This window comes from Candidatus Pantoea gossypiicola (genome assembly GCF_008632075.1).
Classification (GTDB): Bacteria; Pseudomonadota; Gammaproteobacteria; order Enterobacterales; family Enterobacteriaceae; genus Pantoea; species Pantoea gossypiicola.
In genome coordinates this window covers 1-24,382 of record NZ_VWVM01000033.1, presented here as the reverse complement: position 1 = coordinate 24,382, position 24,382 = coordinate 1, and the positions used below count along the sequence as shown (strand labels likewise).

General features: G+C 54.5%; 26 protein-coding genes and 1 pseudogene. 4 read left to right on the top strand and 23 right to left on the bottom strand.

Annotation, left to right across the window (positions count from 1 at the left end; all coding sequences use genetic code 11):
* The 15 genes and pseudogenes from F3I20_RS23115 to F3I20_RS23050 form a co-directional block, all read right to left on the bottom strand.
* Positions 1-1,188 (bottom strand): glycoside hydrolase family 1 protein (locus F3I20_RS23115; protein WP_150019662.1); only part of this gene is annotated, 1,188 nt, incomplete at its 3' end.
* Positions 1,189-1,518: 330 nt separating this feature from the next.
* Entirely contained in the window at positions 1,519-1,656 is a 138-nt protein-coding gene (locus tag F3I20_RS24675) for a replication-associated protein RepA4 (RefSeq protein WP_505538528.1), read from the bottom strand.
* A gap of 14 nt (positions 1,657-1,670) precedes the next feature.
* Entirely contained in the window at positions 1,671-1,799 is a 129-nt protein-coding gene (locus F3I20_RS24670; protein ID WP_505538527.1) for a replication-associated protein RepA4, read from the bottom strand.
* A 474-nt stretch (positions 1,800-2,273) separates the two neighbouring features.
* On the bottom strand, positions 2,274-3,149 hold the full coding sequence (gene repA / locus F3I20_RS23100; RefSeq protein ID WP_150015779.1) for an incFII family plasmid replication initiator RepA: 876 nt from the start codon (positions 3,147-3,149) through the stop codon (positions 2,274-2,276).
* Complete coding sequence (gene tap / locus F3I20_RS23095; protein ID WP_020323529.1) at positions 3,130-3,207, bottom strand: RepA leader peptide Tap; 78 nt, start codon at positions 3,205-3,207, stop codon at positions 3,130-3,132. The genes repA and tap overlap by 20 nt, the downstream gene beginning before the upstream one ends.
* A gap of 233 nt (positions 3,208-3,440) precedes the next feature.
* Positions 3,441-3,692, bottom strand: a complete 252-nt coding sequence (locus tag F3I20_RS23090; protein ID WP_150015778.1) for a replication regulatory protein RepA — start codon at positions 3,690-3,692, stop codon at positions 3,441-3,443.
* A gap of 152 nt (positions 3,693-3,844) precedes the next feature.
* On the bottom strand, positions 3,845-4,390 hold the full coding sequence (locus F3I20_RS23085) for a phospholipase D family nuclease (protein WP_150015777.1): 546 nt from the start codon (positions 4,388-4,390) through the stop codon (positions 3,845-3,847).
* A gap of 155 nt (positions 4,391-4,545) precedes the next feature.
* A complete protein-coding gene (locus F3I20_RS23080) occupies positions 4,546-5,346 on the bottom strand; it encodes a DsbA family protein (protein ID WP_150015776.1) in 801 nt (266 codons plus the stop codon).
* A gap of 1 nt (position 5,347) precedes the next feature.
* A complete protein-coding gene (locus F3I20_RS24285) occupies positions 5,348-5,596 on the bottom strand; it encodes a ProQ/FINO family protein (RefSeq protein WP_255471561.1) in 249 nt (82 codons plus the stop codon).
* A 61-nt stretch (positions 5,597-5,657) separates the two neighbouring features.
* Positions 5,658-8,912 (bottom strand): annotated as a pseudogene (gene mobF, locus F3I20_RS23075) (MobF family relaxase); the annotation flags it as partial.
* Positions 8,912-11,086, bottom strand: coding sequence for a type IV conjugative transfer system coupling protein TraD (gene traD / locus F3I20_RS23070; protein ID WP_150015774.1), 2,175 nt, complete (start codon positions 11,084-11,086; stop codon positions 8,912-8,914). The gene traD and the pseudogene mobF, both read right to left, overlap by 1 nt.
* A 291-nt stretch (positions 11,087-11,377) precedes the next feature.
* A complete protein-coding gene (locus F3I20_RS23065) occupies positions 11,378-11,959 on the bottom strand; it encodes a hypothetical protein (protein ID WP_150015773.1) in 582 nt (193 codons plus the stop codon).
* On the bottom strand, positions 11,960-14,839 hold the full coding sequence (gene traG / locus F3I20_RS23060; RefSeq protein WP_150059935.1) for a conjugal transfer mating-pair stabilization protein TraG: 2,880 nt from the start codon (positions 14,837-14,839) through the stop codon (positions 11,960-11,962). It lies immediately after the preceding gene.
* Complete coding sequence (gene traH / locus F3I20_RS23055; protein WP_150015772.1) at positions 14,839-16,206, bottom strand: conjugal transfer pilus assembly protein TraH; 1,368 nt, start codon at positions 16,204-16,206, stop codon at positions 14,839-14,841. Before traH ends, traG begins: the two co-directional genes overlap by 1 nt.
* Entirely contained in the window at positions 16,199-16,537 is a 339-nt protein-coding gene (locus F3I20_RS23050; protein WP_223813131.1) for a hypothetical protein, read from the bottom strand. Before F3I20_RS23050 ends, traH begins: the two co-directional genes overlap by 8 nt.
* Before the next feature lie 109 nt (positions 16,538-16,646).
* On the opposite strand from F3I20_RS23050, the gene F3I20_RS23045 reads away from it, so the two are divergent.
* Positions 16,647-17,828 (top strand): hypothetical protein, encoded by a 1,182-nt coding sequence (locus F3I20_RS23045; RefSeq protein WP_150015771.1) that lies wholly within the window; start codon positions 16,647-16,649, stop codon positions 17,826-17,828.
* Between the two features lie 365 nt (positions 17,829-18,193).
* Here the strand turns inward: F3I20_RS23045 and trbB are convergent, their stop codons facing one another.
* Positions 18,194-18,727, bottom strand: a complete 534-nt coding sequence (gene trbB, locus F3I20_RS23040) for a type-F conjugative transfer system pilin assembly thiol-disulfide isomerase TrbB (RefSeq protein WP_223813132.1) — start codon at positions 18,725-18,727, stop codon at positions 18,194-18,196.
* A gap of 63 nt (positions 18,728-18,790) precedes the next feature.
* Here trbB and F3I20_RS23035 point away from each other — a divergent pair, with 63 nt between their 5' ends.
* Positions 18,791-19,135, top strand: coding sequence for a hypothetical protein (locus tag F3I20_RS23035; RefSeq protein WP_150015769.1), 345 nt, complete (start codon positions 18,791-18,793; stop codon positions 19,133-19,135).
* Here F3I20_RS23035 and F3I20_RS23030 read toward each other — a convergent pair.
* From F3I20_RS23030 to F3I20_RS23015, 5 genes are all read right to left on the bottom strand, one after another.
* Positions 19,130-19,429, bottom strand: coding sequence for a hypothetical protein (locus F3I20_RS23030; RefSeq protein ID WP_150015768.1), 300 nt, complete (start codon positions 19,427-19,429; stop codon positions 19,130-19,132). The two genes, F3I20_RS23035 and F3I20_RS23030, sit on opposite strands and share 6 nt — an antisense overlap.
* Positions 19,430-19,450: 21 nt before the next feature.
* Complete coding sequence (locus tag F3I20_RS23025; protein WP_150015767.1) at positions 19,451-19,729, bottom strand: hypothetical protein; 279 nt, start codon at positions 19,727-19,729, stop codon at positions 19,451-19,453.
* A gap of 10 nt (positions 19,730-19,739) precedes the next feature.
* A complete protein-coding gene (gene traF, locus F3I20_RS23020) occupies positions 19,740-20,531 on the bottom strand; it encodes a type-F conjugative transfer system pilin assembly protein TraF (RefSeq protein WP_150038632.1) in 792 nt (263 codons plus the stop codon).
* A 90-nt stretch (positions 20,532-20,621) separates the two neighbouring features.
* Positions 20,622-20,849: a hypothetical protein gene (locus tag F3I20_RS24035; RefSeq protein ID WP_190286179.1), complete on the bottom strand. Its 228-nt coding sequence runs from the start codon at positions 20,847-20,849 to the stop codon at positions 20,622-20,624.
* Positions 20,850-20,985: 136 nt separating this feature from the next.
* Entirely contained in the window at positions 20,986-21,492 is a 507-nt protein-coding gene (locus tag F3I20_RS23015; RefSeq protein WP_150019660.1) for an antirestriction protein ArdA, read from the bottom strand.
* A gap of 508 nt (positions 21,493-22,000) precedes the next feature.
* Between F3I20_RS23015 and F3I20_RS23010 the strand changes: the two genes are divergently transcribed.
* On the top strand, positions 22,001-22,201 hold the full coding sequence (locus tag F3I20_RS23010) for a hypothetical protein (RefSeq protein ID WP_071531410.1): 201 nt from the start codon (positions 22,001-22,003) through the stop codon (positions 22,199-22,201).
* Between the two features lie 184 nt (positions 22,202-22,385).
* On the opposite strand, the gene F3I20_RS23005 is transcribed toward F3I20_RS23010, so the two are convergent.
* Complete coding sequence (locus tag F3I20_RS23005) at positions 22,386-22,661, bottom strand: hypothetical protein (RefSeq protein ID WP_139569857.1); 276 nt, start codon at positions 22,659-22,661, stop codon at positions 22,386-22,388.
* Positions 22,652-23,299 (bottom strand): division plane positioning ATPase MipZ, encoded by a 648-nt coding sequence (locus F3I20_RS23000; protein ID WP_125366654.1) that lies wholly within the window; start codon positions 23,297-23,299, stop codon positions 22,652-22,654. Before F3I20_RS23000 ends, F3I20_RS23005 begins: the two co-directional genes overlap by 10 nt.
* 306 nt (positions 23,300-23,605) lie before the next feature.
* Here F3I20_RS23000 and F3I20_RS22995 point away from each other — a divergent pair, with 306 nt between their 5' ends.
* The gene (locus tag F3I20_RS22995) at positions 23,606-24,193 is read left to right on the top strand and encodes a recombinase family protein (protein WP_150019658.1); all 588 of its coding nucleotides are present in this window, start codon (positions 23,606-23,608) and stop codon (positions 24,191-24,193) included.
* The last annotated feature ends 189 nt before the right edge of the window (positions 24,194-24,382 follow it).

Here is a 24,382-nt window from a genome sequence, read left to right as displayed (position 1 = left end):
GGCAGACCAGTAAGAAAGCCCCCGCAGTTTTACGCCCTTATCGATAGCATTAAGAGCAGCCTTCAGATATTCAAAGATATACTGGCTCCGGGGGTCATCAATGACAACACCCTCCACAGCATCGGGCTCATCAAGCGCGAAGCCGGTTTCCGTAATATAAATAACGGGAGCGTCATAGTTCTCATGCAGGTACAAAAGCAGCTCAGTCAGCCCTTCGGGTTCAACGACGAATGAGGACTGTGTTCTTGGCAAATTTTCAGGTATTTTCCCTGAAAGGAAGCCGAAGAAGTTAAGCGGATTTGAATCAGCCTTAACGTAAAGCCGTGAGTAATAATTTACGCCCAGGAAATCAGGAATGACGCTGATGATGTCCATGTCCCCCTGCTGAATGTAAGGCTGAAGTGACGGGAGCAAATCCTGTGGATAGCCTTTGCCATAAAGCGGGTCAAGAAAAACGGCGTCGAATAGCGCCCAGGCCTTTTCTGCCGCCTCGTTGTTTCTGGCGGAGTCATCTTCACCCCGGGTCCGGGACAGGCTAAGTGTAGTCCCGATGCTGACATCCGCAGGCAGGTATGCTCTCAACGCAGCGAATGCCAGACCCTGGGCCAGATTAACATGATGAATAGCCGCAAACATCGAGTCCTTAGACATGACGCCGGGTGCAAACGTGCCGGTTCCATATCCCAGAAGCGCAACCGAACTGGGCTCATTGAAAACGAGCCATTTTTTTACCCGACTGTCCAGCTGCCGGGTTATTTTCTCCGCGTACTCAGCGAAGAGATAAGCCAGTCCTCTGTCTCTGAAATCGCCGGCCCACTGAGGAATATCCCAGTGGAAAAGTGTCGGGATAGGTTCGATACCGTTTCTGATAAGCAGGTCGATAATTTTATTATAGAACTCAATACCCTCTTTATTCAGTATGCCTTCATTCCAGGAGGGCTGAACACGAGGCCATGAAATGGAAAAGCGAAATGATTTAATTCCGGCCTGAGAAAGCAGGCTGATATCTTCCTGGTAGTTCTCTTCAAATTCAGTGCATTTTTTGTTGCTGTAAATATCTCCTTTCCCGGCCTTGTCGGTAAAAACATCCCAGTTACTTTTTCCCCTGCCATTTCTGCTTTCTGTCTGGGGGGCAGATGATGATACTCCCCACAGAAACCCCGGCGGGAAAGTATTATTTTCATTCATAATATAACGCCCTTAGTATTTAAGATAAAACTTACAACGCGGCTAAAAAAGTCGCACAAAACGGCTAATTATTTCGTATACAGACAATCAACAAAATCGGGGAGTTTCTTATTCCATTGATGTTCTGTGGCAGACATCACAAAATCTGAAAGATTTAAATTCCTTCATGGAATATATAACTTGTTTTATATGCCGCTTGCGGCATGGAGGCGCCAGAAACTGTCACATATTGCACTAACGTTGCATGGCGCCGGCCGCCCGGCGAAGCCGGTTCCGGTTTAATAGATTCTGCCTATCTCCATCCCTTGCCCTGCCAGACCAGACCCGCTGTCAGCAGTGCAGAAGCCTCTGTGCGCTGTCGGAGTGGTCACGACAAGGCGTAGCCGCAGTCGGGGCGTATCTCCGCGTTAGCGGGCCGTCAGGGCCGCCTACGGGCGTGTACTCAGTACCTCCAGCGACACCACACACAGCGACTCAGAATTCTAGTTACAACATCCATCATTAAAAGCGACGTTGTTCCGGGCCTTCGGCCCGGGGCGGCCTCGCTTTTCAGTGGTGGGGATGGGCTGTGAGGGTTCAGGCAGGCACTGTTCCTGCTTTTGAGTGAGCATTTTGAATGTTGTAACTATATGTGCTGTGGCGGGGCCCGTCGCGCAGCGATGGGAGCTACTCAGGTAGTTGCCGAACCGGCGCGGACATAGTCCGCTGCAAGGGCGGGCATTTTCAGGAGCCTGTCCACAGGTCAGGCGACGAACAGGTTATATATTTATATGAATGAAATAAAAGATATTTAAAAGAAGTACAGAGCAGGTTTTTAAAGGAAACCACGCACTTTGAAATCAGGTCGGCTGGCGCTCTGTAAGCATAGCGGTTGTAACCTTATGGAAAGGTCCCTTGCAGTTATTTGTAGGTAACTGAATCTGGCGACGAGATGTGGCCACTCTGATGCAATTTCTGGCCATTCTGATGGCGGAATGGGGTGAATGTCAGGAAGGACGGCCGTCATTTCGTGCAGAAAACCGTCAGTCTGGAGCTGCAGACGTGCGAAACCCTCCGGCGCCAGCCGGATTTTTCAGTCAGGTAGGTTATATGGGGACGGTGGCCAGCCGCGTGTAGTTGTTGCCACGCGACATTAGCATGCGCTCTTTCACGCGGCGCTCCAGCTCCCGCTTCATGGCATCAAGACCGCCGGTGAATCGCCCGCTGGCGTATTCCCGCGTCAGCTGTTGCTTCACCAGGGTCACAATGTCCTTACGGGTTCTGTCCGAGTCACGACGTGCACGGGCGCGTTTCAGGCCATGCTGTTTACGTTCGGACTGGTAGCTGCGGAACCGTTCGCGCACAAACCGCCAGGCCTTCGCTATCAGCTCGTCCATCTCCAGCGGCTTCAGGTTCTGCTTCTTACGCTGCTGATTTTCCCATTCGACGCGGCTGCGCCTCGCGGCCACAACAGCAACGTCAGAGACGTCAAGCGCGGAGAACAGTGCCGGCGTGAAGGTGATATCGGTCGGGATGTTGCAGCCAATCTGCGGGTCATACTCGGTCTGGTAGGTAATCAGCCCCAGCTCCGCTATGAACTTCAGCGCCCGCGTGGCACGAGTGATGGACAGATTGCCACTTTTTGACTCGGTGGCCAGACCGCACTCGATGGCCAGATTGGTGATGGAGCGCTGTACACGATTGGCCAGCGGGTCATAGTGGAAACACAACCCCTGGAGCAGTGCATCAATGGCACGACGACGCAGCAGAGGCGGCATCCGGTGACGTTTACCCAGCGAGCGTACAAACGCCACATGGACGGAAAAGTCAAAACGGGACGTGAAGCCCTCAGCTTTCGCCATCAGCTTACGACAGAACGGCAGGGTCTTTTTCCCTTCTCGCGGCGTGAATACCGGATTCGGGTTTTTGACCTGACGATAATGGGAGAACAGGGTCTGAGCGTCAGTCACACCTTCCCGCACTTATGTTGCACGGAAGGAGCAAATGGCACAGAAACAGGTATTGAACTTTTCTGAGCATAAAACTATACTCCCTGCATAGAGCAACAGCTTCTATACAGTTTAGGTAAGCCCCGTTAGTCTTCTCTGAGTCGCCAAACCTTGTGAAGATTATCGGGGTTTTGTCTTTTCTGGTCCCGGGTAGACACCTCATCAGAACCAGTTCCCTGCCACCTTACGGCGTGGCCAGCCAAAATTCTTCAAACGATCAGTAATCTAGCACTCAAAATCTTAAGTATCAAGAAAGTGAGTCCATCACGATGCTTTTCGACTAAAAGCTTCCCTTTCAATCAACTTTTCTAACACTTCAGCTTGAGTAACACCATCTTCTTCACAAAGGTTAGAAAGATACTCTTTGATTTCGGGCTTAATAAATACTTTCAGTTCTTTATGCGTAGCCCTTTTTTTAGCCGAAGCAATTTTCTGTCGCTCAGCTTCACTAAGGGGATTACCCTTTCTGTAAGCGCGTTTCGATGAGGAAGTTACTGCATTTCCGGACTGTGGCATCTCTGCCTCCTCAAGGATCAAGCAAGGATCGTTTCGCAGAGGATACTACAGATATCTGAAATCAGCGACTTAACTTTACGCGTAAGTGTGAGCCATGTTGGCGCATGGTTCACCAGGATAGATGTAGATTGCGGATCAAATGACGATGCGACTTAGTATGAAGAATGCCAGTCCGTTCCTCCGTCCCAGCGCGACTGCCAGTGCTGAAGGTAGGTTTGTGCCACTTCCGGCACCTCATTAATAACCAGCACATTCTCGCTATTCCGCGATGCAGCAGAGCGAGTGTAGTTAAAGCTACCAGCCTCAACTGTATGATTATAAACAATAATGACCTTGTCGTGCATGATGGCGTAGCAGTCGTTTGTGCGCAGCGGAATGCCGGCATTCACCACGATGTTCATTGCTGCCTGACTGGTTTTGCCCCGGTTTCCTTTCTCATCAAGCACAATTTTCACATCCACACCCCGGCGTTTTGCGCTGACAAGTGCGCTGACCACCTCCGGAGACGTAAATGAGTAGCCCATCAGCCGGATTTCGTGCTGTGCTGACTCAATAGTCTTAAGAACCAGCTGCAGCGCGCTGCCTTCAGGTGAAAAACCGGCCTGAACGGAGGGAGCAGCAGCAGCGGGCTGAAGACAGCTCAGCGAAAGGCAGACCAGACCGGACACGACCAGCTGGTGAAAGGTAAACTTACGCACTAAATAACCTCAGAATACGTGTTCAGGAAGGTGTTTTATCGCAAACCCCGTGGGCGGGAGAAACTTGCTTTTTCTCGCCCACGGGGTTGGACAACTGAACGCAGTGAGGGCGTCAGTTGTTTCTGTCCACATGTAGAACCTGCTGGTCCGGCAGGCTATTTTTTCGCGTGTCCCGCCGCCTTATCAATGGCGGCCTGCAGCACATTCTGGTCAGCCCCACCCGGGATCACCGTCACATTATCTGCAGTGACACCGTTTACCGGCATCACTATCATACCCGGCGTGCCGCGCAGCCCCAGATTCTGCGCCAGCGCATCGGTGCCCGACAGTACCTCCGGCATTTCATCATTTTTGCCCTCCAGCTTTCCGGCCTGAGCGGCCGCACTGTTGATGTCCGCCAGCGTCAGCCTGCCCTCGTCATGTCCGGTCGCGTAAAGGGCGTTGTGATAGGCGAGATACGCATCCGCGCCCTTCTGCTGGTAAATCTGCAGCCCGGTTTTCGCCGCCGTCAGTGACGGTGTCCAGCGCTGCGCAAAAATAGGCCACTCCTTAAATACGTACCGTACCTGAGGATTTGCCTTCATCAGTGACTCAATTACCGGTGCCTGACGTGCGCAGACTGAACACTGGTAATCAAAGAACTCGATAAATGCCACTTTCGCATCGGCGGGGCCATAGGATGGCGTGCCTTTATCGTTCAGCAGTGCGGCCTGATGCTTAATCACGGCGGCGGTCATCGCCTGCTGCTGCTTTTCCTGCTGCTGCGCCTGCAGTTTCTGACTCACCTCAACCAGCACCTCCGGATGGGCCAGCAGATAGTCCCGGGCCACTTCGCCGATATGTGCATCCAGCTCCGGGGTAAAGACCGGCGTGGTTTTCTCCGCCGCATTTGCCATACCGGACAACAGAGCGCTGGCCATCAGCATCGCCAGTGCGGTGCGCTTTACTGTTAACATGTTAATGTTCCTTTTTTTCATCTGTGGCGGCTGCTTTTGCCGCCTGGTTCTTCAGTTTGTTCGCCTGTACCCGCGCCAGCTTCAGCCCTGCGGCCACTTCACGCTCCGGAGGGACGAGAGAGTCCACCGAACCATCCGCGTTGTAGCATGCGACCCCGGCCGTCAGGCTGCTCAGATACGTTTCCGTCCGCGTCAGCGTTTTCAGACAGCGGCGTATCACCTTGCGTGAGAGCGGTAATGCCCGCTGCATGACATCCGCAAAGAGCTGCTCCCTTACCCCGATGGCCAGCGGGCGTATCCACCGGCAGCAGCTGGTCCCGGTCACCGCTCAGCACCGCGCGACCACCGCCGGCGGCTATATAGCCCATCGCATCGGCCATATCCCGGTTACCCACCATCGAGCTCTCGTCCACCAGGAACAGGGTCTTACTGAAATCGGGCTTCTCTCCGCCCTGAATCCGGCGCTCCACATCCATCAGGAAGCTCGCCAGCGTCTGCGCTTTGACGCCGACATCAGCCATCTCACCCACCGCCCGGTGGGTCGGGGCCAGCCCGACAACCTCCGGGCGCTGCTCTGCCGGCAGGGTCTCCAGCGCCGCCAGGACGGTTTTCAGCTGGGTGGTTTTCCCCACACCGGCATAGCCCTGTATCCCGATGAAACGGTCGGTGCTCTCCAGTATCAGGCTGGAGGCCTGCCGCTGCCCCTCCGTCAGTCCTGCCGAGAGCACGCGCTGCGCATCCGCCATCAGAGGTGATTGCGAACCCAGCCCCTCCGCCACCAGGCGGATAATCTGCTTCTCAGCCTCATACGACGCTGCGGTCACATACAGCTGCTGTGCCATCCCTTTCGGCCCCGGCACCGGGATCAGCTCCCCGGCCTTCACCTGGCGGGCCACCTCCCTGTCGACATCCTCCGCGCGCAGGGAGGGATGCAGCGGCAGGGCGCTCGCCAGCACGTCCGGGCGGCTGAACACCACCTCACTCCCCTGTGTCAGGCTGACCGCCTGGCGTACCGCTTTTTCAGCCGGACTCATCAGACTGTCCCTGGCAGAGTCCAGTGCGGCATTCAGTTCCCCCTTATCCGGGTTCACCTGAGCCAGCGCCGTGCGGTACAGCGGCGAGCGGGACAGGCGACGCTCAGCCTCGTCCTGACCGAGGGGGGTGAATATCTGCACCCGGTCACCGCTGCGCGCCAGGGTGTTGAGCATCGTGGCACCCGTATCCCGCGCGGCCACGGCGGCGAGCACCGCCCCCTGCTCCCGAACCAGACTGCCCGGCGTGGTGACATAGCCGTGGTCAGCCTTTATCGCTTCTGTCAGGGGGACCACACGGGTCTGCCCCTGATGCTCAACCACCAGGGCATGTTTTTTAATCTTCGTCACTGTGACGCTGTCACCCGCACGTAACTTACCCTGACGGGCGCGCCAGGTCAGTTTCTCTCCCTCAGCTACCTCCACAGCTTTCGGCATGTACAGGCTCCAGGCGGCGTCCACGTTACTCAGCTTCAGCCCCTGACGCTCCCCTCTGTCATTCAGCAACGTGAGGCTGCAGGTGGCCGGGCTGACCCGGTCGATGGTGTAACGCACCGGCGTACGGCTGTCAGGTTCACGGTGCTCCAGCACCATCCCTTCCCGGTACGTGTCCAGCTGGCGGCGGTTTTTGCTGTCCAGCCATTGCGGTATCAGCGCGTTCACCGTCACGGCTTTCTCACTGAGCAGGCTATGCTCACGCAGTGCCTGGCGGATATCCGCGGTGAGGGCACGCTGCTCGCGCTCGCCACTGACCTGCGCTACCACACCGTCTCCCTGCTTGCTAAGGGTCGCATACTCCTGTGCAAGCGCGCTGTAACGCTGGCGTTTATCCGCCAGGCTGACCACGCTGACCGCAACCTGCGGCTCCGCGCCCGTCTGAAGGCGGGTTACACCCGCGTCCTCAAGCGTCTGCAGGGCATTGCCGGTTCCGCTGCGCCCGCCGCCGTCCATCAGCAGCATCTGCGACTGCGAACGCAGTGCCTGGTCCGTAACGGTCAGCGCATCCCGTACCGACAGCTTTTCCGCGCCAGCGACAATCAGCGTTCCGCCATCAGGAAGCGCTTCATCCGTAAGGTTCTTCAGGGTGATAACCCGCCCGGCCAGTGCCGTCTGTTCGCTCAGAAAACGTGCGCTGCGGCTGTCGGTGGCCAGCACCCGGACGTCGCGCCCCTGCCCGTCGGCAAGTGCTGCGGCCGCCAGGACGCCCTCTCGCATGGCAGCTGCGCCTCCGGGCTGGCTGACAATCGCCAGTGCCGGGCGGTCTGCCTCAATCTGCTGCATTACCGGCACAGACGAAGAAGACCGGGCCGGGGCACCACCGGATATCACCACAGTGGATTTCATCTCTCCGGCCAGCTGCTGCAGGCTCAGTTCATCCAGGAGATGAATAGAGGAGGTAAACAGACCTTTCTCCCGGTCCAGCGGAATAAGCTGCTGTGACTCAATCGCCTCGTTAATGGCCTGGCGGGCCTGTACCGCTATCTGTTCACGGGCATCGAGGCTGTTAAGCGTACGGTTGAGCACATCGGAAAAGGTGAAACGGGTACGCTTTTCGCTGAGCAGGGATATCGCATCGTTCACCGCCTGACGGACGTCGGCAGGCGTGGTCTCTGCCCGTAAGGGGCTTTCGCTTTCCTGCTGCTGTCGCGCCAGGGCCTCCTGCTTCAGCGCGGAGAAATCAAAGCCCGCCAGCTCAAGGCTGTTCATCCATTCAGTCAGCAACGCCACTTTGTCCGGATTTTTTTGTTTCGCTTTTCGGGTATCCAGTGCCGCCACATCCCGGGATTTCAGCGAGGCGTCGTCCCCCACGGCCTCCCGGATTTGCTGCGAGCGCTGTGAGAAAATCTCAACCGGCACGCCTTCAATTTCCCACAGGTCGTTTTTACCGGTGGCAACAGTGCGGAACCCCATCTCCTCCACGATCTGACGCAGTTCGTTACGGTAAATTTTACCCAGCGCCACCTGCAGCGCATACACGTTTTCAATGAAGCCCGTTTTTCCGACCCTGTCGCTCGACAGGGTTTTCCACTCTCCGTTATGCTCCGTCAGGTTCAGGATGATAAGGTGCGTGTGCAGCTGCGGGTCGAGTTCCCTGGAGGTATCGTGGTTAAACGCCGCCGCCAGCAGTTTTCCCGTCAGCACCGTCTCGCTGACGCCTTCCGTCATGATCCGGGTGCTGGCCAGACGCTCAATTTCCCCCATCGCCACGCTGACCGCCCGCTGATGTGCATCAAGGATACGGCTGTCCCCCATGACAACCCCCAGCACAGAGATACTTTTGGGCGCGGACAGCGTCAGATCGTAACCGGGACGGTGGGTATTTTTCCCGCCAGACATTCTCGAGAGATCAATACCTCCCGGAAACTGTCCGGCCAGCGCCTGCTCAAAATCCTGAGCCTGCACCTGCCCCTCCAGCCCCAGCGACACGGCAAGCTCCCCCATCCAGCGGGACTCCATGTTTCCCAGGAAGTAATAGTTGTCTTTTGACATGTAATAGCCGGCGCCGCCGCCGGCAACAGAAGATACCGTCAGCATTACCAGTTATCCCCCAATTCGCTGCCGTCACCCGGCTCCCGTTCGTCAGGGTGGCGATGCGCCAGAATATTCTTTTCCTCCTCCCGCATGGCCCGCATCGCTTCCTGCTGATACGCCTCGTAATCGTCCTGCTCCTGCCGGCTATCCACGATTTCCCCGGTTAGCGTATTGACCAGCAGGCCGTCCATCTCCTTCATCCGACCGCCTGTATCGTTTGTGGCTGCCACAGAAGCGATATCAGCCGGTACAACCGCGCTCACAGCTGACGATACGGACGAAATTACAGTGGTGGCAGGGGCTGATGCCGTTTTTTCCGGTACCGCAGAGGGTGCGGCCTGCGGTGCGTCATTCACGATGCCCAGCAGCCTGTCCACGCTTTCACTGTCCAGCTCGCGTCGGGTAATTTCCTCCTCAACCTCCTGGTCCAGGCTGTCATTCAGCTCGCGCGGCAGGAACTCCGCCGCAATAAAGTCCATCTTTTCGTACGTCATGTTCATCCGCACCACCGGGTACTGCCCGGGCAGCGTGACGTAGCAGCTCAGATCGGGCAGGGACTGGATATCGGAGTAGTTGACCAGATACTGATCGTCTTCCTGCTTGCTGAAGGACACCCCGTCACGCACGGTATCGGCACCGTAACTGTACTGTTCGCTGAAGATACGCGCGCGCCGCTGCCCCAGCTGGCGCATTACATAGCTGGCCACCTCTTCATCAGGGGAGCGGAAGAAAAAGCGCGTATTGAGCAGGTCCATCATGGCCGTGGCAAAGTCCTGCCCGTAGGTGACGTCCAGCTGCGGCTTGTTCTGAAAGCCCAGCACAAAGCAGCCCCCGAACTTACGGGCCTCAGCCAGCACGCCTGGCAGTTCCGGCAGCTTGTGCAGGGAATAGAGCTCGTCATAGATGAACCACACCCGGCGGGTCGGATTTTCGCCCATCTCCAGCAGGCAGTTCGCGGCCTGCGCCAGCCACATGGAAATCAGCGGCTTCAGGGACTCATGCTGACGGGCATTGGACGTGATCCACAGCCAGCCGTGGCGCTGGCCGGGTTCATTCACCTGCTTCATCCACTCGCGGATGGCAAAGCGGGGCTTGCCGGTGCGCTCAATGCCCTGCAGGTAGCGCAGCGCTTTGACATAGTTGGTCAGGACGCCGCGGATGGAGATGGCGGTCTTCTCCACCTTCTCTTCCGTCAGGTTCGCCGCCTCGGTACCGGCAACGTATTCACGCAGGGCTTTAAGGTTGATGGCCAGCAGGGTGCGCAGCAGACGGTTATAGCTGCGCTCCGGGTCGGTCTTCAGGCGCGATGACACGGCGGTAAAGATGGTGCGGGCCGCTCCGGTCCAGAACGGATCTTCCTTTGTACTCTGCGGAATAAGCGTATTCGACACCGAGTCGTAATCCGGCGTGGTCTGGCACTCGAGCCAGAGGTCCCAGAACTCACAGCGCTTGTCCAGCGGGTTGAGCATCTTATCGGTATTCTGGTTAAAGTGTCGTCTGACCAGGGAGCAGCCCTTGTCGTAGACAATGACCATGTCGCCGCTGGCGCGCAGCTGCCTGAGCAGCTTGTTCAGGGCATTGGACTTTCCTGAGCCGGGCGTGCCGTGAAGAAGCAGATTTTTCACCTCGCTGTCGAGTACCAGCGGTAACAAATCCAGGTGAAGCGGCGAGGCCTTACCTTCTTTCTGCAGCTGCCTGGCCACCGACTTAACGTCTTCCGTGAGGGTACGCCCGCCGGTCTGGTCGTCCTGTGCCTGTTTCTCACCGAGGCGCTTAAGAAAGTAATAAATACCATATGCCACCGCCAGCACCACGCAGCAGGCAAGAAAGACAGCAATAAACAGTTCCTGCAATACCAGCTGGCCGGCATAGGTCATGTAAGGGTCTTTGAGGATGGCGGCCGAGGTGAAGTGCAGTACCTGCCCCTCATACGGCACGTCATATACCGGCGGAACGTTAAACAGGGCTTTCTCACCCCCGGCAGAAACATACAGCCACCAGTACAGCCCGCCGTTACGGGTTTCCTGCCACGGCACCCGCATCCAGAAGAATAATGGTGTCAGAATAAAAAACAGATTGAGCAGCCAGAATGAAATGCGGCGGTTAACCTGCATGAACATATTCAGCATATAGCTGAACACCTGCCCGCCCTGGGTAATATGCTTGGTGGAACTCACAGGCAGGCCTCCACGGTATTATCAGTGCAGATTACGGGAGAAATACTTTTATCGGACAGCAGGTCATCAGAACTGACGGAAACAGAACATTTCATTGAGATACCTTATTAAAATTCAGCAGCGACGCCACCTTAATAAGGCAGCTCAGCGTAAAGAAAAAATAACGTCAGATTATTTATTAGAGTGCGAGGAGTCGGACACCGGATACAGGTTAAGAACAGATCTGGCGCGCCGGGTCAGAATTTATTTCTGGCGCGGCACGCCGGATAACAAACGCAGTGCGTTAGCGTGTTATTTATTGGCAGCGTGTTGCGTTGGTGCTGAGTCACTGTCTGAAACCACCTGACGAATTTTATCGAGCGTGGCCACCACGGCTGGCGTCATGTAACGACTCATGGACATACTGAAGGTAATGCCACCAATGAGCATGCAAACGAACCACGACGCTCCATAACCAAAAATAAATTCATGATCTCCATTTATGAGCATAATGCCGACAGCAACATTAATCGCCACAATTACATAACCGTAAACTTTCAACTTTCTCTTTCCAATGGCAAAAAGAAGTGACTCATCGCGTACTTTCTTTGGGATACACATCATCAGAGATAGGTTGCCATACGTCATTATTAATGCCATCCCAGTTAATATGCCACATGACAAGAATAACCACATACCTATACCTAATAGCCAGACATCATCCTTATAGACAAATTCATTTACAATGACTGCCAAAACATGCATCAAGTAAACGACTGACATAACCTTAATAAGTGGCAGTATGATTTCGCTTGATGTTGGAATTCTATAATCTGCTTCCAATGACTCCATGATAATTTTGGCGTCGTTTTCTACTTCACTTTTCAGCACCATCTATTTACCTTTAAATTCATTCATGGCATCATCCAATGCTTTTTTCGCTTGACCTTTTTTTGGCAAATTGAAGACTGTATCCTGCCGTAAATGCTCAGCTTTATTTGCCTCGTCAAAACGACGTCCCTGAACCTGATGTTCCTGCGCCATATTATTATACTGTCCGTCCACATCTGCCTTCTGTTTACTGACGGTTTCTTGAGCAGAATCAACAGATTTCTGCGCATCTTCTCTGGCTCCGCTGACCTCCCCGGCCACGCTGCCCTCACTTCTGACGCCGTGCGCAGCCGCCGCCTGTTCCATCTGTTGCTGACGTCCTTCAAATTCTCCCTGACTGACGCCCTGCATGCCGGACGGTGATACACCGCCCATACCGTCTGCTGTACTGCTTCGGTTCGCCCGGAACTCCGTCTCAAGCTGCGGCAGCATGCGGTCCTGCACAAACTGCGCGGCCAGCTGCTCACGCTCTTCACGCACCTCAGGACTGGACACGTCGGTCAGGATACGCTGTGCATCCGGGTGGTTCTGCTTCGCGTATTCCACGAACTCCTGGGTATAGTTACTGCGGATGGCATCGCTGTGGTTCTCCGCATAGCTGGCCATCTGCGCATACTCATGGCTGCGGGTCTGCGTGTCGCTGTACTGACCGGACTGGGTGCGCATGTCGCTGAACGTCGCCGCCATCTGATTAAGCAGGGAGCCCGACGCGTTGTCCGTGTGGCTGCTGTTGTCGGTGGTGCGGTGGCTGGCAATCACGTCCACGCCGTGGCGGATATCTTTCAGGTCCTGAGCGCTGAAGTCCTTCGAATGGCCGGTCCGGCTGCTCATCTCGGTGCTGGCACCGTGCGAAGAACTATCGGTTCCGGTGTAATCCCCCTTAATATGCCCCTCCAGCTTACCGCTGAGTCCGGTCGCCCACTCCGTCGCTTTTCCGCCGATGGACTTACTGGTATCAATACCGCCTGAAACGCCGCCGCCGGCCGTCAGTGTTCCGCTCTGACTCTGCTCCATTGCCCTCCTGAGGGCTTCCGCCTCGGTGACGTGGTTATCGCGGGCATAGCGCGACACCGCACTCTGCAGCCGGCTGATGGCCATCGCATCGTTACTGCTGACGCTGTTGTCCGCGCCGCGGCTGACGGTGTCGCTGTTCCCCCGCTGGCTGGCCCACTGCGACAGCTGGGAGGCCCCGGTGCTGGTCGTGTGACCCAGCGTCTCACTCAGGCTCTGTGCCTGGCTCTGTGCATCCCGCTGCAGTTTCTGCACGCCCGTCTGCGCAATTCTGTCACCCGACAGCTCCGTGCCCAGTTTTGATATGGCGCCGGCAGTATTGGCCACCGTGCTGCCGTCAGCTGTACGGGTCCATGTGGCACCGTTCCCCAGCTGGGTGGTTGCATTCCCGCTCTGCCAGGAGTAGTTGGTGTCCCACCTGTTTCCGGAGACGTTGTCCGTCTGGAGGTTGTCAAACGCCCACGAACCGTCACCGGCCCGCGACGCCTCGGACGTTGCCGTGCTGTTCATGGCCGTGCCGAGGTAGTTACCCGCCTGCGACGCCACGCTGCCCAGCCCTTTGACCAGCCCCATCGCCAGGAACGGGATGGACAGCGACAGCCAGCCGGCAATGGAACCGATATCGGCATGCGTCTGCTGAATGACGGACAGGTTTGACAGCGAAAAGCTCAGCGAGCCGGTTTTGCCGGTCAGGTATGAACTCACGGCATAGTTGAGGATGGCGAACATCGGTCCCCACGCCTGCAGGTAAATCAGGGTATAGATATAGCCCTTCAGCACCTGCAGGGTCAGGGAGTGCACGGTGGCCAGCAGGATAATCACCGGGAACAGCCCGATAACCATCGCCAGCAGCACCGTGTTCATCAGCGGCAGGTACGTGGTGGCGATACTGGCTGACGTCGCCTGGCTCAGGCGCATTTTGGCGTAGGAGGACTGCGAGGCCAGGTTTACCAGCCCGGCCGCGTCACCGCTCTGCGCACTGTAGGAGGAAATCCCCTGTTTCAGGCCGTTCATCACCACCGCAGAGCGCATTATCTGGCTCGCGGTCATGCCGCCGCCGTAATAGTAGCTGTAACTGTCCGCCATCAGCGTCCCGAACAGCGCGCTGCCATTCGCCTTCGCGCCGGTGATGCGCGACACGTAGTAGTTCCAGGTGCTTCCGCCCTCTGATGAATCCGCGTTCAGCTGCGGCTTCAGCACGTTATTTGCCAGCTCCCGGCAGGTCCAGAACCCCTCCCGGTCCGCCACCGTATTGCCATACGACACCATCACGCCACGCAGCGGGCTGGGATTCTGAAATATGAGCGCGTACGGGTCCGTGCTGTTCATCAGTTCCTGAAAGGAATACTTGTGGTTCAGCAGAATATCGCCCACCACGCAGTTGCGGACGTATGCCGTGAAGAGTTCCGCCAGGTCACCATTGCGGAACATAAAGTCGGTGGCGGTCCCCACCAGGCTTGCGCCGAACAGCATCCCGGTTTTGCTGTAGGTCACGGAGTCCGGCGTGTGGTAGACCGTTTCAAACCCTTCGGTCAGCGCGGTACCGATACCGGTAATAAACTTCGCCGGCGCCGCCAGCCCCAGCGGCACGTTATCGACGATATGAATGCTGGTTGCATCCGAGCGGTCAGTAATCTGCACCGTGCGTTTGGGGATGACCAGGATGCTGGTCAGCAGCATAAATAAGGCGATAAACTTTATCACCTCCAGCGGGTCGTGACCGCGGATATAGGTCGCAAACAGCACCATAACCGAAATCAGCGCGGCGATGCGGAACATCGAGGACCACTCCGTGGTGCCCAGCATCGTGGCCACGCCGTTGAAGATGGCCGACAGGAACTCCCCGCCGGTCAGAACGTAAACGGTATCCATCACAGACCTCCTTCGCTGCCGGCAAAGCGGTAGTTCTGCTGGTAACGTTCAAGCAGCTGGCCCGAGGTCTGCTGGCGCAGGTAGCTCATCTGCCGGTCCAGCTCCGTCAGCGCGTCGGCTCTGGTCTGTACCTGCTGCTGAAGCCCCTCAAGCTGGGCGGATGCTTCACTCACATTCTTACGCAGCGCCTCCATCTGCGGCTCCGGGTAGTTCCGGCTGGCCATCTGCATCCGGGCCTGGTCTGTCAGCTCTTTCAGGTACTGAAGCAGAATGTCATAGGCGATATAGTCCGACAGGTCTGACAGCATGTTAACGTTCAGGTTAAGCTGCATCGGGTCAATCAGGTAGCGCAGCACGGGAACGGAGGTGCTCTGTATAAAACCCTTCTCCGTGGCCGACAGCGCCTCATCCGTCCGCAGCTTGTCCCGGATGCTGTTAATCATGGTTTTCACTTTTTCCACCAGGGCATTACTCTCACTGACCGTGACGTGGCCGGAGTTCATCTTCAGGCAGTCTCCTGTGGAAACGCAGGTCTGAATATCCAGCGAGCCGCCGTGCATCAGCGCCCGGATAAGCCCCGGATGGTCAGCCTGGGGGACCAGCGCCTGAGGAATGCCGTTTCCGTCATAAATCATTGTCCCGGTCAGGTTCATCACCAGCTCCTTCAGTTCCATATCGCTGCCGAACATGGCGTTATTGTTGAGGATTTCCCACATCAGATTCTTGTTGCGCAGCACCTGGTCCTTTTCGCTGGCGCTGGCTTTCCCCATCACGCTGTCCATCTGGCCGCCCGTGGTACAGCCCTGACGGGACGCCGCCCAGTCCGCGAAAAGATTGCTTTCTCCGGCGATGTCCTGGCAGACCTTCTGCTGCGACACCTGCGTTTTGGGCCAGAGTCCCCCGATGATGCCCTGGGCGGCCTGACAGCTGGAGATGTTGGTGCTGTTGAGGTCGGTGGCAATTTTCTGCAGGTAGTCTTTGGCATCCTTCAGCTCCGGCGCCACCGTCTGCAGAGCAAGGTCAAAAAAGTATCCCTGCGCGTTGGCCATCAGGTTTTTGACGAACTGCTGCAGCTGGTCGCTGTTGATGAAGGAAAAGGCTCCGAGATAGGCATCAATACCGCCGCACCCGGCCGTCAGCGACGGCGGGGTGAACGACATGACCTGAACCTGTTTTACCTGGTTGCGAAGAAACAGATTGCCACCGGTGACATACCCGGCAGCCTGCCCCTGCCACGCCGCCGCGCCGGTAGCATTGCCTTCAAATCCCAGCCTGTTGAAATAGTTGTTGAGGTCGCTGTCCACCCCCGCATGCGCCGGCACGCAGCAGGCAAGCGACAGCAGGCCGGCCAGAAGGAGCTTACGCATGGTGGTCACCCCGCGCCGCTTTGCGGGAAAACCTGCGGGTACACGCGTTCACCGCATCAGAAATAATATCCAGAATGAGGGTCAGACCGGAGGCCGCAAGACAACCTGCGGCGGCGCAGAAGAAACCGGCCGGCATGGCATACATGGTCAGGTTGAGCGGGGTTTTCATGGCCTGATTTTCCGCATTCAGTCGGGCAAAGTCGGTGGTGCCATAGCTCAGGCTGATGAAAATGGCGTGCCAGTATTTCCATGCGCCCCAGCCGGCGAGGCCAAAGGCGACGGCCAGCAGAAAAAAGACAACAGCAAGTTTTGCCAGAAAAGACTTATTCATATACTTTCCTCATTTTTAAAATAAAACCACCGTATTGCCGCAAATCATATTTCCGGTATCAATCCCGTATCAGAATGTCGGGTTTACCCCCCCCCCTCAGGCCTCTGGTATGAAAAGTGTTATTTCCCTCTTCGTATACCTGCTCGTTATATATTTCGGCGTGGTGGTTTCCATGCTGGTGTTGTCGCGGAGTGAATATTACGACGGTATTAATCAGCATATCGAAACAGCATTATCTTCAGGCTCAGGTTCAACAGAGCCAGACCGACAGCTTATGTCTCATCGGATGATCCTGTCCGACGAGCGGGATAGATTGGTTTCACCTGAAAAGGCCCGGCAGGCATTCAGCATTACCGCAGGCTATTTCAGTGATGTCTTAAAAAACTGTATGAAAGATAATGACCAGCCGACAAAAGCGTTTTTATCCTGTGCCAGCCAGCGTCTCGGCGAGCATTTTTACTATTACCCTTCCCGGGAAACAGGGATAGCGTGGGCGGGACATTACTCCGATTGCGATTCGAACGTTTATCTTCTGCTTGATGCTCTCCGGCTGGCTGGCAAAACGGCCAGCATTGTTTATGCACCCGGGCACGCTTTCCTCTCATGGACGGATGAACAGACCGGCGCACCTGTCTGGTGGGAAACCACATCAGACCGCAATCATGGACGCCAGGCTGATTTAACTGAGAGCCTTTATCAGAAAACGCTGGCCCCGTTTTATTATCATCCGCAGCCAGCTGAGTTTGCTGAACGTTTCTATACCACAGTCGTTACGCTGAACAGTTTAAATACAGAACTGAAAGAAAAACGGCTGAAGGACATGATTAAACAGTATCCTGATAACCCCTTCGTTGAAGACCTTGAATACGAGAATAAAACATCGCTTACACCTGCAGATATCACGCGACTTCAGGCTCTGCTTAAAACGGACATTTCATCAGGAACTAAGAAATATTTGCTGGCAGCGTATTATCTGAAAAATAACAACCCGGGTCTGTCGAAGTATTATATCAGCATGATAAATACTGACAGTTGTGGCACTGATTGCCAGCAGATTAAAAAACGTTTTTCTCACGTTGACAGCATCCTTTTAGCCATATCGAATTCACTCAGCAAAAAAACAGTAAGCAATAAATTCGGGCATTTTTCTGTCGAGAAAATGGCGTTCCCTGTCCATCTGATTCTGAAGGAGACTTATAGCATCACAAAATATTTCATCTTGATTTTATCTTTGCTCGGCGTGCGCGCATTATACAGTGATTTAAAATCAGCCCGCACCAGACAACCATGATGACGGGGGGAGAATTATTATCTGTATAGGGGTATCTGATAGCTGCATGGCCCCAAAACCAGAGAAATACAGCGGACACCACTGCTGCTATCAGACACCCGCAATATCGGCGAAGCCAGAAGCGCAGTCGCCCAAAACGGTGGGCAATCTTAAATTCCAGCCACAGGCAAATAATCGGCATCATTGCCATAACGCTACCCAGCAGCGCCGTAACCTGACAGTCCGCTGCATACGCATCATCCTCTGGCTGCATGAACAAATCGAGGCCGTCAAAGCTCAGCGTACCGAAATACAACCAGAAACACCCTGCGATATATAACGCGCTCACGATGATCCATACTGCGATAGTTTGTTTTTTCCTCATCTTACCCTCCCGTTTCCAGTGCCTGCTGAATACGCTGTAGCAGGCTATTCACATCGACAATCCCCTGTGCCAGCGGCCAGCTCTGCAGGGTGTTCACATTGACAAGAAACGTTGTGGGGGTGACGCCGTTATTACCCGGCCCAAAGAACTGATCGAGTACCGCTCGCGGTGCCGGAATGGCATCCGGGAAACTGACATCACCACGACCATCGAGGGTGTAGGGGAAAACCTTAAAGCCAGTCCGGGAAGATAATTGTGCCAGCTGTGGGTCAAATTGCTGACAGTAATGACACCCCCCCTGCATAAACAACACAATACGATAGTCATCAACATTGATCTGACGATTATCAGGCAGTGAATACTGTCTGGCAGACGAATGCAGACGAGGGGCAACGGCATTCTGCTGATCCTGTTGCGCGGACATCTCTTTTTTCGACTCAAGCGCACGAATTTCATCCAGCGTTGACGCAAAGGAAAAATGAACAGGAAGCGCAGACAACAAGCCGTAACAGGCGATCCTTCGTACGTATTTCAAGATTGATGTATCATGCTCTTTCATTATATGCCCTGCAATAATTGATGAAAGGATTCAACTGAGATGAAGAATATGTTTAATAATCCGGATGTGTTATTCACAATAAGGGATATCATCAGAGAAACGCTTATGGGTAATGCTGCACTGGGGTTAATTATTTCAGCCGTCATTCATTTCACCAGCAAAGTAAATGAATCCGTACTTGATACTGTTTTTGCACTCTCCCTTTCAGCATCCGGCATATTCATTTTCCTGTGGCTGGCAGCCGTCACATGGAATTACTTCTGCAAATTAGCGAACACCAGAACATTATCAGGCGTTCTGTTATTTATGATATGGATGTTCATCGCTGAACTTGTCCTTACCCTGACGCTTTTAACGATCGCGGGGAAACCTGATTTATTATGAGAAAACGACGGAGAGATAAGTCTGCCAGGAAAAAAGAACATTCGCTGCTGACAATAAAGCAGCAAGGATGATCATCGCAGCACTGCTTCTTAAAATATGAAAATGCTCTGCCAGCGTTTCAGCAATCATCAGCTGGAAGAACATCATGAACCAGGGTATGAGGCACATAATCAAAAGCCAGCCCCCCTGCAAAGATGGCGGCCAGACAATGCGGTAGAAGTAAAACAAAACCGGTATTATTACCAGAACATTAATTATGAATGTCTTAAGTTTTATATCAAACGGATGTTCCATTGCGCGTCCTCATTTCCCGGTTTAAGACAATTTCACCTTCAGCCATGCATGCCATGCAGACAGCCCCCATCCGGCCAGCGCAAGCGCCGCACCCGAAACGGAAAACATCAGGGCGATAGCTACGTCAATCACCGACATTAACCCGGCCATATCGGGGGATAACGTGACCATCCGGGCGTTGATGCCGCTGTTCATCAGAAACCAGAACGCCGGCCCGGCGGCCATAAATGCCACCCCACAGAACATCAGCAGGTTTTCCTGCTTCACTCTTTCACTCCACTCATTACTGTTCTTATCCATGCTTTTATCCCTAATACTGCGGTTTAAAATCAGTCGCCACATCGAGAAAACGACGCGCCAGATCATCCTGCGTCATAAATCCGTACGCCAGGGGCTGATAATGCTCACTTCCCGGCTCAACCAGCATCAGCGCAGGGAACTGACTCACGCCCATCCGGCTGGCCTGTCCGCTGTCCTGCCGGGTCTGCGGAAGTGCCTCACTGCGTGCGCCGTCCATGCTCACCGGTATAAGGGAAAGGCCGTACTGCTGAGCAAACTGCCCCACGCTTGCGGCCATCTGGCTGTCGACCGGGTTGTTGCCCCGGTAGAACAGAAACAGGCCGTAGCGCTGGCCCAGCGCCTGAATGGCCGCCGTCTGCGCCTGACGTGCAGCGGCCTGCTGCAGCGACGCCGTGCTGTTGTACCGGCTGTGCTCGAGGTTGTAATCCAGGTCCGGGTACAGCAGCAGCGCCTTTTTGGCCGACTGCGTGAACTGCCCCGACAGGTTAACCAGATAGGACTGCAGACGCAGGTAGTCCGCCGCATGCTGCGGCGAGGGAGAAAGGATCGCGCGATTAAGCCTGTCCTGCGTCAGCTTTTTCAGCAGGGTCATCTGGACGGTCGGAGGTAGTGCGCTCAGCGGAACCGTATCGTCACCGGGTTTATCCTCCTCCGGCTGAGGTTCGTTATACCAGTGCCAGCCCACAATCGGCTGGTCGACGTACGTCCTCCCGATCGCGGAGGGCACATTTTTCACATCCTCTTCTGCCTGCGCCACGGGGATGGCAGCCGCGATAAGCGCCGCTATCAGCAATACCTTCACTGCCCGCCTCCCTTCATTTTGTCCGAAACCTGCTGCTTAACGCGGTCAATCAGCGTCTGGTCCGCGGGCAGCGTGGTGCCGTTTTCGAGGTCAGCCCCGGTTCCCGTCAGGGAAGTCGCCCGCAGTCATATCGCTCAGGAAGAAAAGCTGACAGGACAGCAATATCAGCCAGTACGCCACAGGTGTGGCCACCATCACCATCACCATCACCATCAACGCCAACGCCAACGCCAACGCCAACGCCAACGCCAACGCCAACGCAGGGATTATCACCAGAACAGAAATAACACTGACCAGCTGCAGCACACCGGTATTCATACTCTGTCACCACAGGGGCATCAGGAACTGGCGGGGATGCGCGGCGCCGCAGGCGCGGCGTACTTCGCCGGCAGGCAGAGCCTGCCAGGGTTCTGCGCGCGGGCTGACAGGCGGCTGAACCGCCTGCCGGAGTAAATCAGTTGCTGAAGACATGGCCGTCATGGAACACATAGCCGCTGCTGAACAAATCCCGGGCATACGCCTCAAAATCGAAGTAGCTGCGCAGCGGCTCCGGCACCTCATTTAACAGGCCCTTGCCCTCCACCATCTCCTGTGCGTAGTCTTCCTCGCTTTCTGCCTCGCCGCGGTACGCATCATCAAACGCGTCATAGTCACATTCACCGGTATACTCCGCCCAGGCGATAAAAGCGGCTTCCCTGCCCTCTTCTTCGGCGCGTTTGTAAGCGGCGATAAAATCCCAGTCCATGGCGCTTTCAGAGACAAACCGTGACGGAATGCCTTCCCAGTCCTGGAACATAAATTCGGCATCCCATTCATCGGCATGCAGCGCCTGACAGGCCTCGTAAAAATCCTCCCTGCCTTCAAACTCCGTCAGATCAAACCATTTGCCGAAAATGCTGCCGCAGTTGTATTTGTGATACGTGCCCACGTAAACAGCGGGGGTGGTGGTCGTAGTGCTCATAAAAAATCCTTCATAGTCGATGTCGTCTGAGTTCCGGCTTACGCCGTGCCGACACGACAGCCGGGCGAAAAGCGGAGGATGCAAGGGCGTCACCGAAGCCGCAGCGCAGTAAAAAAGCAGGAGCAGGCTGGACGGTTTGACGGCGAAAAATGAGCCGGAAAACGACGGGAAGACGGCGGATAATGCCTTTGAAATAAACTGCGACCGGGTGAAGGTGACGGCGTTTACGCTTCCCTTGCATCAGCCGCGGCCCGGCTACAGTAGCGGCACGGCGTTCATAGCAGAGCGGTATGAATGAGGAGCGCAGCGACATCGTATTTTCATCGTTGCTGTCCACAATTTCGGTGGGCAATCCTGTGTATAAAGTGAGGGTATTCTGCGCAGGTCGCTACCAGCACGGATGACAGCACGCCTGACAAAACGGTTATCTTTTAAACACACTACGCAGACTTCACTTTTCCTGGCGTGGTATGTTGATGCTGACTGTAAAAAACCGGAGCGGAGAAAGATGGACAGAGAAATGCTGGCAGAGTGGCTGCGGGATATTGCCCAACATATAGAAGAGGAAAGTCCACTGATTCGTGATGTCAGTGTGGATGATGCCCTTTCCGATGAGGGGCTGGCCAGAAAGATCATCACCATCACGTTCAATGCGCCTGGTCGCGCCCCACAGCCTGAAGAAGACGTCAGCAGCATCCCCCGGCATTAAATAACCTTAAGGTGTTAGCCCCGGGAATTTGCCGGGGTTTGAACATATCTACGACAGAGATCAGTCACGGTGTAGCCAGAAAGAACAAAACTATCAGGCAGGAAAGCGCATCATTATTTATCAAAAAAAATTAATAATATTTTGATAAATTGATAAATTGATAAATTGATAAATTGATAAATTATCAACTATTACTATTCCGCCGTTCCAGATATTGCTCTAGAGCCTCTCGTATGACAGCACTGGTGTTTTTCGGACCAGAGCCGCTGAGTTTGTTTTCTGCTGACACTCGGGTAATTGCCTGATCAAGCGAGAGAGGAAGAGCAAGACTCCGCTGTACTGTTTTTTCAGTTTTAACGATGACCGCAGGCTCCCCATATTGCTTATCAGCCAGTTTGTCAGCGAGAGCTGCAACCTGAGCATCGGATGGTTTTTTAGCAGACCGTGGTTTTAAAGCCATTTGGAATACACCTCTTCGATAAGTTGCTCCACCTCCTCTATTGCAGTTCTGTTAGTTGCCTCCAAAACAGATTTCCCAAGAGGAACAACATCTCGATAGATTTTTCGTTCACAGTTAATGGCATTAAGAGGAGGTAAGGTTGGGAAATCCTTCAGGTATTCAAGAAATTCTGCACGTTCTTTACCACGCAACACAGGATTAGTAGTCGCCCGTGTCTGGTACATATAGAGGTTTAAATCAGGATTTAGATCCTGCCAAGCCTCCAGTTGGCTTTCAAGCTCTTCCAAAGTGTCCAGATCGAACTGTGAGCATAAATGTGGAGCAATTATTATATCAGCCACAGCTCCCGCATTAGCCAGTTCACGACTATTGCGACCAGCCACATCGACAATTACGTGATCAAACTTTTCATCGAGCTGACGCAACGTTTGGCTGATGTTTCCATATTTCTGAATAAGGGTTATGCGAGGTAACAGGTCTGATTCCTCACGAGAAGCATGCCACTTTGCCGCTGATGACTGAAGATCAGCATCCAAAAGGCAAACATCCTTCCCGCGTAATGCCAAGGCAATCGCAATGTTAGTAGCGGTCGTGCTCTTTGACGCACCGCCTTTGTTTGAACCTATAACTGTAATCATAGGGACCTCAAGTGCTAATGGAAGTTATGAGGTCACTCTATCATAAAAAAATAAATTGATAATATAATTTTTTATCATTTTATCATTTTATCATTTTATGGTTTTATCAAAATAATAATCCATAAACACATACCCACTCAGGTCCTGACTCATAGAGTGAGATAGCTGCATTTATGTATACCTCAGCGGGATGTACAAAACCGACCGGTTTCGTACACTACTTACAATATCTGTCCAAAAGTTAGTGTAATTAGTTTTGGACATGCCCTATAATTCGTACATCCATTTCGTACAGAAAATTATGCCATGTCACGAGTTTTTGCTTACTGTCGGGTCTCCACGCTTGAACAGACAACGGAAAATCAGCGCAGAGAAATTGAAGCAGCCGGTTTTACCGTTAAACCCCAGCGCCTGATTGAGGAACAAATCAGCGGGTCAGTGGCCGCCAGCGAACGACCCGGTTTTGCCCGGTTACTTGATCGCATGGAAAATGGCGATGTGCTGATTGTGACCAAACTTGATCGCCTGGGCCGTGATGCAATGGACGTGCGAAAGACCGTGGAGCAGCTGGCAGCGTCCGGTATTCGCGTACACTGCCTCGCGCTGGGTGGTGTGGACCTTACCAGCGCGGCCGGCAAGATGACCATGCAGGTCATTTCGGCGGTGGCAGAGTTTGAGAAAGACCTGCTGGTTGAGCGCACACATTCCGGCCTGGCAAGGGCCAGAGCAGCAGGCAAACGGTTTGGCCGGCCGCCAGCGCTGAACCAGGAACAACGGCAGGCAGCGCTTGAACACCTGAAAGCAGGTGCCAGTATCAGCGCCATTGCCCGCGAGTTTGGTACCTCACGACAAACCATCATGCGCCTGCGTGACGATGCAGTCAGCCCGGAGTGACCAGAATAAAGGAGAGGGGACCGAACCACCCCGGCACATTCTCCTGAAGGAATGGCAATTCCGTTCACCGCCAATGTTAGCTTTTTCCGGGCTGTGATAACATCTCAGGGTCATTTTTCAGAGCCCGGGCTGATGAAGAAGAAAAACAGCACACCCACGCCTCATGATGCCACGTTCAGGCAGTTCCTG

Coding starts and splice junctions, on each gene's coding strand:
- F3I20_RS24670 (WP_505538527.1), bottom strand. CDS start 1,799: ATGCTCACTCAAAAGCAGGAACAGTGCCTGCCTGAACCCTCACAGCCC.
- tap (WP_020323529.1), bottom strand. CDS start 3,207: ATGCTCAGAAAAGTTCAATACCTGTTTCTGTGCCATTTGCTCCTTCCG.
- F3I20_RS23090 (WP_150015778.1), bottom strand. CDS start 3,692: ATGCCACAGTCCGGAAATGCAGTAACTTCCTCATCGAAACGCGCTTAC.
- F3I20_RS23080 (WP_150015776.1), bottom strand. CDS start 5,346: ATGTTAACAGTAAAGCGCACCGCACTGGCGATGCTGATGGCCAGCGCT.
- F3I20_RS24285 (WP_255471561.1), bottom strand. CDS start 5,596: ATGCAGCGGGCATTACCGCTCTCACGCAAGGTGATACGCCGCTGTCTG.
- F3I20_RS23065 (WP_150015773.1), bottom strand. CDS start 11,959: ATGGTGCTGAAAAGTGAAGTAGAAAACGACGCCAAAATTATCATGGAG.
- traG (WP_150059935.1), bottom strand. CDS start 14,839: ATGGATACCGTTTACGTTCTGACCGGCGGGGAGTTCCTGTCGGCCATC.
- traH (WP_150015772.1), bottom strand. CDS start 16,206: ATGCGTAAGCTCCTTCTGGCCGGCCTGCTGTCGCTTGCCTGCTGCGTG.
- F3I20_RS23050 (WP_223813131.1), bottom strand. CDS start 16,537: ATGAATAAGTCTTTTCTGGCAAAACTTGCTGTTGTCTTTTTTCTGCTG.
- F3I20_RS23045 (WP_150015771.1), top strand. CDS start 16,647: ATGAAAAGTGTTATTTCCCTCTTCGTATACCTGCTCGTTATATATTTC.
- F3I20_RS23035 (WP_150015769.1), top strand. CDS start 18,791: ATGAAGAATATGTTTAATAATCCGGATGTGTTATTCACAATAAGGGAT.
- F3I20_RS23030 (WP_150015768.1), bottom strand. CDS start 19,429: ATGGAACATCCGTTTGATATAAAACTTAAGACATTCATAATTAATGTT.
- F3I20_RS23025 (WP_150015767.1), bottom strand. CDS start 19,729: ATGGATAAGAACAGTAATGAGTGGAGTGAAAGAGTGAAGCAGGAAAAC.
- F3I20_RS24035 (WP_190286179.1), bottom strand. CDS start 20,849: ATGAATACCGGTGTGCTGCAGCTGGTCAGTGTTATTTCTGTTCTGGTG.
- F3I20_RS23015 (WP_150019660.1), bottom strand. CDS start 21,492: ATGAGCACTACGACCACCACCCCCGCTGTTTACGTGGGCACGTATCAC.
- F3I20_RS23010 (WP_071531410.1), top strand. CDS start 22,001: ATGGACAGAGAAATGCTGGCAGAGTGGCTGCGGGATATTGCCCAACAT.
- F3I20_RS23005 (WP_139569857.1), bottom strand. CDS start 22,661: ATGGCTTTAAAACCACGGTCTGCTAAAAAACCATCCGATGCTCAGGTT.
- F3I20_RS23000 (WP_125366654.1), bottom strand. CDS start 23,299: ATGATTACAGTTATAGGTTCAAACAAAGGCGGTGCGTCAAAGAGCACG.
- F3I20_RS22995 (WP_150019658.1), top strand. CDS start 23,606: ATGTCACGAGTTTTTGCTTACTGTCGGGTCTCCACGCTTGAACAGACA.